5 protein-coding genes and 1 pseudogene are annotated in these 6,973 nt (G+C 71.9%); all 6 read left to right on the top strand.

Annotated features, from left to right (window positions below; translation table 11 throughout):
• Positions 1 to 456 (top strand): annotated as a pseudogene (locus AC1ROY_RS31920) (hypothetical protein); the annotation flags it as partial.
• Between the two features lie 305 nt (positions 457 to 761).
• On the top strand, positions 762 to 1,679 hold the full coding sequence (gene lpxC / locus AC1ROY_RS31915) for a UDP-3-O-acyl-N-acetylglucosamine deacetylase (protein WP_493152989.1): 918 nt from the start codon (positions 762 to 764) through the stop codon (positions 1,677 to 1,679).
• Positions 1,680 to 1,733: 54 nt separating this feature from the next.
• Complete coding sequence (locus AC1ROY_RS31910; protein WP_493152988.1) at positions 1,734 to 2,585, top strand: outer membrane protein assembly factor BamD; 852 nt, start codon at positions 1,734 to 1,736, stop codon at positions 2,583 to 2,585.
• Positions 2,586 to 2,671: 86 nt separating this feature from the next.
• A complete protein-coding gene (recN, locus tag AC1ROY_RS31905) occupies positions 2,672 to 4,348 on the top strand; it encodes a DNA repair protein RecN (RefSeq protein WP_493152987.1) in 1,677 nt (558 codons plus the stop codon).
• Positions 4,345 to 4,812: a GNAT family N-acetyltransferase gene (locus tag AC1ROY_RS31900; protein ID WP_493152986.1), complete on the top strand. Its 468-nt coding sequence runs from the start codon at positions 4,345 to 4,347 to the stop codon at positions 4,810 to 4,812. Before recN ends, AC1ROY_RS31900 begins: the two co-directional genes overlap by 4 nt.
• The gene (gene ligA, locus AC1ROY_RS31895; RefSeq protein WP_493152985.1) at positions 4,809 to 6,959 is read left to right on the top strand and encodes an NAD-dependent DNA ligase LigA; all 2,151 of its coding nucleotides are present in this window, start codon (positions 4,809 to 4,811) and stop codon (positions 6,957 to 6,959) included. Before AC1ROY_RS31900 ends, ligA begins: the two co-directional genes overlap by 4 nt.
• Positions 6,960 to 6,973: the final 14 nt, after the last annotated feature.

Below are 6,973 nucleotides of genomic sequence, written 5' to 3'. Positions count from 1 at the left end.
CCTTCCGGCCCTCTCGGCGCGCCGACCGTGCCCGCCGCGCCGCGCCGTCCCGTCCAGGTCGGCGGTGCCGGCCTGCTGCGGCAGCCCGCCGCGACGGCGATGGCCGCGGCCCCTGCCCCGGCGCCCGAGCCGCAATACACCTATGCGGAGCAGCAGATGCCGCAGCCGCAGATGGTGCAGCCCGCGCCGCAGCCGCCCCCGGCTCCCATGCCGCCGCAGCCGCACCTGCACCAGCCCTCGCTCCCCGATGCGGGCCAGGGCGCCGGCTGGCGCGGCCTGTTCCGCAACGCGACCGGGCTGATGCGCCGCAACATCGAAGCGGAGGCGCCGGTTGCCGCTCCCCGCGCCGAACCCTCGCTGGGGGCCCAGCCCGTGCGCCAGCCCCGGCCGGCCCAGCCGCAGCCGGACGAGATGGGCCTCGACATCCCCACCTTCCTGCGCCGCCAGAGCAACTGAGCGGCGCGGAATCGAGGCGCGGGCTCGCCCGCGCCTCCTCCGCCCATCAGCGGTCCACCCGACTTTATCCAATCTTTACCGAGCCGTGCGACGTTCGCCCCATGAGGTCGAAGTCAATGCTTTCGCACATGAAAAATTCGCATAATTTTGCCGTGTTTTCCGGCATTTAAGAGGAAACATCAGGAAACATGGCTTGAGTGGCGGCGCGGTCCCCGCGCTGTCATTTTCAGCTCACTGATCCGGGCGGAGGGGAGCCCCCGGCCACACTCTTCGGGGGCTTTCTCTATATGGATGGTTTCGCACCTTTGACGCTCGGCCGCCGCCGTCGCCTCGCTTCCAGCATCGGCTGCAAGGGCATCGGGCTTCACAGTGGCCGCAGCATCTCCCTGACGCTGCACCCCGGCACTTCCGGTGCCGGCATCGTCTTCCACCGCAGCGACCTCAACATCAGCATCCCCGCCCGCTACGACCACGTCTTCGAGACGCGCCTTTGCACGGGCCTCGCTCTGCCCGGCCAGCCCGAGGCGCGCGTCGGCACCGTCGAGCACGTCATGGCCGCCCTGGCCGCGTCGGGCGTGGACGACGCCGTGGTCGAGCTCGACGGCCCCGAGGTCCCCATTCTGGACGGCTCGGCCGATCCCTTCCTCTTCCTCATCGACTGCGCCGGCATGACCGAGCACCTGGGCACCCGCCGCACCATCGAGGTGCTGAAGCCCGTCCGCGTCGAGGACGAGAACGGCGCCTGGGCCGAACTGATCCCGAGCGACGATCTCGCGCTGGACGCCGAGCTGACCATCGATTTCGGCGAGACCGCGATCGGCCGCCAGAGCTTCGCGCTGCGTGTCTCCACCGACAGCTTCCGCGCCGAGCTGGCCAATGCCCGCACCTTCACCCTGGCCGAGGAGATCTCCCGGCTGCGGGCCGCGGGCCTCGCCCGCGGCGGCAGCCTGGACAACGCCATCGTCGTGGACGGCACGCTGATCGTGAACCCCGGCGGGCTGCGCCGGCCGGACGAGTTCGTCCGCCACAAGCTGCTCGACGTCGTGGGTGACCTGGCGCTGGCCGGCGCCCCGATCGCCGGCCGCTTCACGGGCCATCGCTCGGGCCATGCCATCAACAACCAGCTGCTGCGCCGGCTGATGGCCGACCGCGGCGCCTGGCGCTATGCCGGCGGCCATGCGCTCACGGATGCCGGCCCGATCCGCCAGCCGGTCGCGGCCTAGCACCTGCCGCCGGCCGCATGGTATAGAGCGGCCCGACCGGAGCCGAACTTGCCCATGCATCTGTTGATCCGCACTTCCCTGCTTCTCGCCCTGGCGCTGCCCGTGACCGGCTGCGGCATCACCTCCTGGGACGGGACCATGGGCTCGCTCTTCGGCTCGCGTTCCGCGACCGCCGGCCTGGTGGACCGCTCGCCCGAGTCGCTCTACGCGGCCGGCATCGAAGCGCTGCAGCAGCGCCGCTACCAGCAGGCCGTCGAACTCTTCGACACGCTGGAGCGCGAGCACCCCTATTCGACCTGGGCGACCAACGCGAAGATCATGGGCGCCTATGGCGAGTACATGCGCAACCGCTACACCGAGGCCATCGGCGCGCTGGACCGCTTCATCCAGCTGCATCCGGCGCATCGCGACATCGCCTATGCCTACTACCTGCGGGCCCTCTCCTATTACGAGCAGATCTCCGACAGCCAGCGCGACCAGCGCGGCACCGAGATCGCGCTGACCGCCCTGCAGGACGTGGCGAACCGCTTCCCCGACACCGCTTATGCCCGCGACGCCCGCCTCAAGATGGACCTCGCGCGCGACCATATGGCGGGCAAGGAGATGAACATCGGCCGCTTCTACCAGCGGCAGGGCCTCTACGGCGCCGCCATCGGCCGCTTCCGCCGCGTGGTCGAGGAGTACCAGACCACCAACCACGTGCCCGAGGCGCTGCACCGGCTGACGGAGATCTACCTCCGCCTCGGCCTGCGCGACGAGGCGGCGCAGTCGGCCTCCGTGCTCGGCCACAACTTCCCCGGCAGCCCCTGGTACCAGGACAGCTACGCGCTGCTGACGCCAGGCGCGCAGGCCTCGGCCGACGACCGGCCGGGGATCTTCCGCCGGGCCTGGGGCACCATCTTCTAGGACGGGGCCGCATGCGTCCCGTCCACGGCTGGATCGAGGCGCGCGGGACGATTCCGCCCGGCCTCGAGATGCTGTAGCGAGAGGCCATGCTCGCCTCCCTCTCCATCCGCGACGTGGTGCTGATCGAGCGGCTCGACCTGCAATTCGGCGCCGGTCTTTCCGTCCTCACCGGCGAGACGGGCGCGGGAAAGTCCATCCTGCTGGATTCGCTGGGCCTCGCCCTCGGCATGCGGGCCGAGGCGGGCCTCGTGCGCGCCGGGCAGTCCCAGGCGAGCGTGGCCGCCATGTTCCGGCCGCCCGAGGGGCATCCGGTCTTCGCCCTCCTCGCCGAGCAGGGCTTCGAGCCGGAGGATGCGCTGGTGCTGCGCCGCGTGCTCTCCGCCGACGGGCGCTCGCGCGCCTTCGTGAACGACCAGCCGGTGGGGGTGGCGCTGCTGAAGCGGCTGGCGGCCACGCTGGTCGAGGTGCAGGGCCAGCACGACCAGGTGGGCCTCGCCGATCCGGCGACCCATTCGGCGCTGCTCGACGCCTTCGGGGCGCTCGACGGTCCCCGCGGCGTGACGACGGCACGGTTCCGCGAATGGCGGGCGGCGGAAACGGCCCTGGCCGCCGCCGAGGAGGCCGTGGCCTCCGCGCTGCGCGACGAGGAATGGCTGCGCCATGCCGTCCAGGAGCTGGCCGAACTCGCGCCCCAGGAGGGCGAGGAGGAGCGGCTGGCCCAGGAGAGGCAGGTCCTCCAGCAGGCCGAGCGCCGCAACGAGGCCATCGCCGCCGCGCTTGCCGAGTTGCAGCCGCGCGACCGGCGATCCGCCCATCCCGGCGCCGCACTGCGGAACGCGGCGCGCGCGCTGGAACGCCTGCCGCCGCCCAATGAATCCGCGGGGCCGGCGCTGGCCGCGATCGCCGCCGCGCAGGATTCGCTCGCCGAGGCGGAGCAACTGCTGGAGCGGCTGGCGGTTGATGCCCTGCCCGATCCACGCCGGCTGGAGGTGCTGGAGGACCGGCTCTACGGCCTGCGCTCGGCCGCGCGGAAGCACGGGGTCGCGGTGGTGGAGCTGCCGCAGCATCTGGCCGACCTGCGCGAGCGGCTTTCGGCGCTGGATGCCGGCACCGGCCGCGTCGCCGCGCTCCAGGCCGCCCGGCAGCAGGCGCGCGCGGCCTATGTCGCCGCCGGCATCGCGCTCACCGAGGCCCGCCGCGCGGCCGCCGGCAAGCTGGAGCGCGCGCTGGCGAAGGAACTGCCGCCGCTGAAGCTCGATCGCGCGCGTGTCGTGGTCGAGGTCGCGCCGCGCGAGGAAGCCTCCTGGGGCGCCGAGGGCATGGACCGCGTGACGATGCTCGTCGCCACCAACCCCGGCCAGACGCCGGGGCAACTGATCAAGATCGCGTCGGGCGGCGAGCTCTCGCGGCTCATGCTGGCTCTCAAGGTGGTGCTGGCACGCGGCTCGCCCGTGCCGACGCTGGTCTTCGACGAGGTGGATGCCGGCATCGGCGGCGCCACGGCCGCTGCGGTCGGCGAGCGCCTCGCCCGCGTGGCCGAGCGCCTCCAGGTGCTGGTGGTGACGCATTCGCCCCAGGTCGCGGCGCGCGGGGCGCAGCACCTCCAGGTGGCGAAGTCGGTGCGCGGCGCAGCGGCCGAGACACGCGTGGTCCCGCTGGACGCGCCCGCCCGCCGCGAGGAGATCGCGCGCATGCTGGCCGGCGAAGTGGTCACGGAAGCCGCCCGCGCGGCTGCCGCCAGCCTCCTGGAAGGCATCGCGTGATCCGCCCGGCCCGCCCCGGCGACGAGGCCGTGCTCGCCGCGCTGGCCGAGGCGCTGAACCGCGAGGATGGCGAGCCCCTCGGCTTCGTCACGCCCGAAACCATCCGCCGCGACTTCCTGTCCGAGGATCCGGCGGGCTTCGCCCTGGTCGCCGAGGAAGGCGAGCCGGTCGGCTATGCGACCGCCCTCCCCGGCTACGACCCGACCCGGGCCTTGCGCGGCACCTATATGGGCGACCTCTACGTCCGGCCGGAGTTCCGGCGCCGTGGCCTCGCGCGGGCGCTGCTGGCGCGCGTCGCGGCCGAGACAAGGCGGCGCGGCGGGACCATGGTCTGGTGGACCTCGAAGCCCGGAAACGCCGGCGCGGTGGGTTTCTACACCTCCCTCGGCGCCGGCTCGGAGCCGCTTACCGGCTGGCTGCTGCGCGACGGCCCGCTGGCCTCCCTGGCGGAGGCCGGGGCATGAGCGCAAGCCTGCGCACCAGGCCCCCGGAGGCGCTCTCGGAGGCCGAGGCCGCCGAGGAGCTGGCCGCCCTCGCCCATGAGATCGCCCATCACGACCGCGCCTATCACGAGAAGGACGCGCCCGAGGTCAGCGACGCCGAATACGACCTGCTGGTCCGCCGCAACCGCGCGATCGAAGCGCTCTTCCCCGACCTGCTCCGGGCGGACAGCCCGTCCCGGCGCGTCGGCGCCGCGCCGGCCGAGGGTTTTGCGAAATCGCGCCACCTGGCGCCGATGCTCAGCCTCGACAACGCCTTCGACGACGGCGACTTCACCGAGTTCGCGGCCCGGATCAGGCGTTTCCTGAGCCTTCCTGAGACCGAGCCGCTGCACTTCATCGCCGAGCCCAAGATCGACGGGCTCAGCGTGAACCTGCTCTACGAGCACGGCCGCTTCGTGAAGGGCGCCACGCGCGGGGATGGCATCGAGGGCGAGGACATCACGCCGAACCTGCTGACTCTGAAGGATTTGCCCCGCGAGCTGTCGGCCCCCTTCCCGGACCTCATCGAGATCCGCGGCGAAGTTTTTCTCGACCGCGCGGATTTCCTGACCTTTCGCGCGGAGCAGGAGCGCGCCCTGGCCGAGCGCGAGGCCCGCAAGATCAGGGGCGAAAAGCTCGGCCCCGCCGTCACCGTGCCGGTGAACCCGCGCAACGCCGCGGCCGGCTCGCTGCGCCAACTCGACCCGTCGATCACCGCCTCGCGACCGCTGAAGCTCTTCGCCTATGCCATGGGCCAGGCCAGCGAGATCCCCGTGGACACGCACGAGCACTGGCTCGACCTGCTGCGGCGCTGGAAGTTTTCCGTCAATCCGCTCTCCACGCCCGTCACCGACGCGGCCGAGTTCCAGCGCAAGATGGCGAGCGAGCGCGCGGCCCTGGCCTACGAGATCGACGGCGTCGTCTACAAGCTCGACCGGCTGGACTGGCAGGCGCGGCTCGGCTTCGTCGGCCGTGCCCCGCGCTGGGCCATCGCCTGGAAGTTCCCGGCCGAACAGGCGCGCACGAAACTGCTGGCCATCGAGATCCAGGTCGGCCGCACCGGCGCGCTCACGCCCCGCGCGGTGATGGCGCCGGTCTTCGTCGGCGGCGTCACCGTCACCCACGCGACCCTGCACAACGAGGACGAGATCGCCCGGAAGGACATCCGGATCGGCGACACCATCCTCCTCCAGCGCGCCGGCGACGTCATCCCGCAAGTCGTTGAAGTCGTGGACAAGGATCGGCCGGACCGCGGCCCGCCCTACGCCTTCCCGACGATCTGCCCGGCCTGCGGCAGCCATGCCGTGCGCGAGAACGAGGACGTGGTCCGCCGATGCACCGGCGGCCTGATCTGCCCGGCCCAGACCGTCGAGCGCCTCAAGCATTTCGCCAGCCGCGGCGCGATGGACATCGAGGGGCTCGGCGAGGAGAACATCCTTCTCCTGCACGAGGAGGGGCTGGTCAAAAGCCCCGCCGACATCTTCCGGCTGAAGGACCACGCCGAACGGATGCGGCAATGGGAGGGCTGGGGCAAGGGCGCCAAGGGCGAGGCGAAGAAGGTCTCGAACCTGCTGGCCGGCATCGAGGCCCGCCGCCGCGTGCCGCTGGAGCGCTTCCTCTTCGGCCTCGGCATCCGGCGGATCGGCGCGCAGAACGCCAAGCTGCTGGCGCGGCACTACCACAGCATCCAGAACCTCCGCGCCCGCATGCTGGAGGCGCGGATCATCGGCAGCGAGGCGCGCGAGGAGCTGGGCAGCATCCAGGGGGTCGGTCCCTCCATCGCGACCGAGCTCGTGGAATTCTTCGCCGAGCAGCACAACCTCGACGCCCTGGACGACCTGCTGCGCTACGTGACGCCCGAGGATGTCGTCGATCTCGACGCCGGCGACAGCGCCTTCGCCGGCAAGGCGCTGGTCTTCACCGGCACGTTGGAGACCCTCTCCCGCGCCGAGGCGGAGGCCAAGGCCGAGGCGCTGGGTGCCAAGGTGACGAAAAGCGTCTCGAAGAAGACCGACTTCGTCGTGGTCGGCGCCGATGCCGGCTCCAAGGCCACCAAGGCCGCCGAGCTCGGCGTGCGTGTGCTCACCGAGGCGGAATTCCGCGAGATGGCGGGCTTCCCTGCAACCTGAAGGCAGCGCGCGGC

This window comes from Roseococcus sp. GW821-FHT12F05, from assembly GCF_058806835.1.
This window is presented reverse-complemented; position numbering and strand designations above follow the sequence as displayed.